This window comes from Microcystis sp. M53602_WE12 (assembly GCF_030065455.1).
Classification (GTDB): domain Bacteria; phylum Cyanobacteriota; class Cyanobacteriia; order Cyanobacteriales; family Microcystaceae; genus Microcystis; species Microcystis aeruginosa.
In genome coordinates this window covers 1-1,519 of the sequence record NZ_JASJFB010000573.1, presented here as the reverse complement: position 1 = coordinate 1,519, position 1,519 = coordinate 1, and the positions used below count along the sequence as shown (strand labels likewise).

Below are 1,519 nucleotides of genomic sequence, written 5' to 3'. Positions count from 1 at the left end.
GCGGCCGTGAAAAAATTTGGTGTAGCAACCGAGAACTCCCATTTAGATTCGACTTCTCTATCAGTAGAAGGAGAATATAAAAAGGAATACCCAACAGTAGAAATCCTGAAATCAGGAGCAGTGGGAGAAGAAATTGAAACCAGACAACAGCCAATAAAAATTACCTACGGATACTCCCGCGACCGAAGACCTGACTTAAAACAATTTATGATTGACTTAATCGTAAGTGGGGATGGAGATGTACCTTTATTCCTGAAAGTAGGGGACGGAAATGAAGCGGACAAAGCGGTTTTTGGTCAAATCGCCCGAGAATTTCAAAAACAAGTTGACTTTGACAGTTTAATAGTCGGCGATAGCGCCCTCTATAGCAAAGAGAATTTAAAACTAATGAAAGAAATGCGTTGGTTGTCTCGAGTACCATTAAGCATTAAAGAGGCTCAAGAGTTAGTCGATAGCATCTCAGAAAAAGAGTTAACCGATTCAGAAATACCTGGTTATTCCTGGCGGGAAACAAGCTCTAACTATGGGGGTATAGAACAAAGATGGTTGCTAGTTGAAAGTCAAGCTAGACAAGAATCAGACTTGAAAAAATTAGAGAAAAAAATCGAGCAGGAAAAGAATTGGGCATAAGAAAAAATCCGGCAACTATCCCGAAGAGAATTTGAGAATAGAGCGGTGGCGTTGGCGATAGCCAAAGGATTATCTGACTCCTTAAAATATCATCAGTTAACGGAGATTAAAGTCAATCTCATTCCGCCTGAGTCTCAGCAGTCAAAACTCAAATCAAAAGACGATTTACCCTCTCAAAGCTATCAAGTTCAAGCCGAATTAGAGTTGAATTTGGCAGCGATTGAGAGGCTAAAGAAACCAGGGTGAGAGCATCTCAAAAGCTATTGACAATTGGCCAATTTTGTGATCCGCTTGCTGTGTGGGCATTTCAGGTGATACCAGTCAATCAGAATAGTTACGAAATCTTCACATTTGGTCGATTTTTGCTTAACAATTGAGATGGCCAATTCTCCTCAAATATGCCTGAATCGCTTTCTGGGTAAGCAACTCATATAAAGTTCATTTTGTCAAGGATTGTTAAGATGCGCTTACCCTGTCTTTTACCCAATGTAACTGATTTTCTATTTTCCAGTGTCCTCGAATAATTTTAGCAAATACTTGAGCGGATTCAGTTAGGCTACTGATATAGTAAGCTGTTTCTTCATAGGTTTTATCTCCGCGACTACCCCTTCTTTCTACTTTAATAACTCTTCGCAGATTTTCAAACCCTTGTCTTTCATTTTTCCTCACTTTAAAAACTTCTATTTTTCTTGATATTTTTCGTCCATGACTATTATCTTGTTCGAGAAAGCAACTTTCTGCCTTTGAGGAATTACTCAGGTCTTGTATTCGCTGATCAAGATTTTTCTGATTTCCTTTAACGGTGATAACATAATCATTTTTACTCTTGGCTATTAAGCTGATTGTTTTTTTCTGACAGTGTAAAGCATCCCCAGTAAAAACTTTATTT

The 1,519-nt window shown here is 38.4% G+C and carries 2 pseudogenes; one reads left to right on the top strand and one right to left on the bottom strand.

The annotated features are described in order from the left end of the window. Positions 1-867: pseudogene (locus tag PX482_RS18450) on the top strand (IS1634 family transposase); the annotation flags it as partial. Positions 868-1,104: 237 nt separating this feature from the next. Here the strand turns inward: PX482_RS18450 and PX482_RS18445 are convergent. Beyond that, a pseudogene (locus PX482_RS18445) lies at positions 1,105-1,519 on the bottom strand (ISAs1 family transposase); the annotation flags it as partial.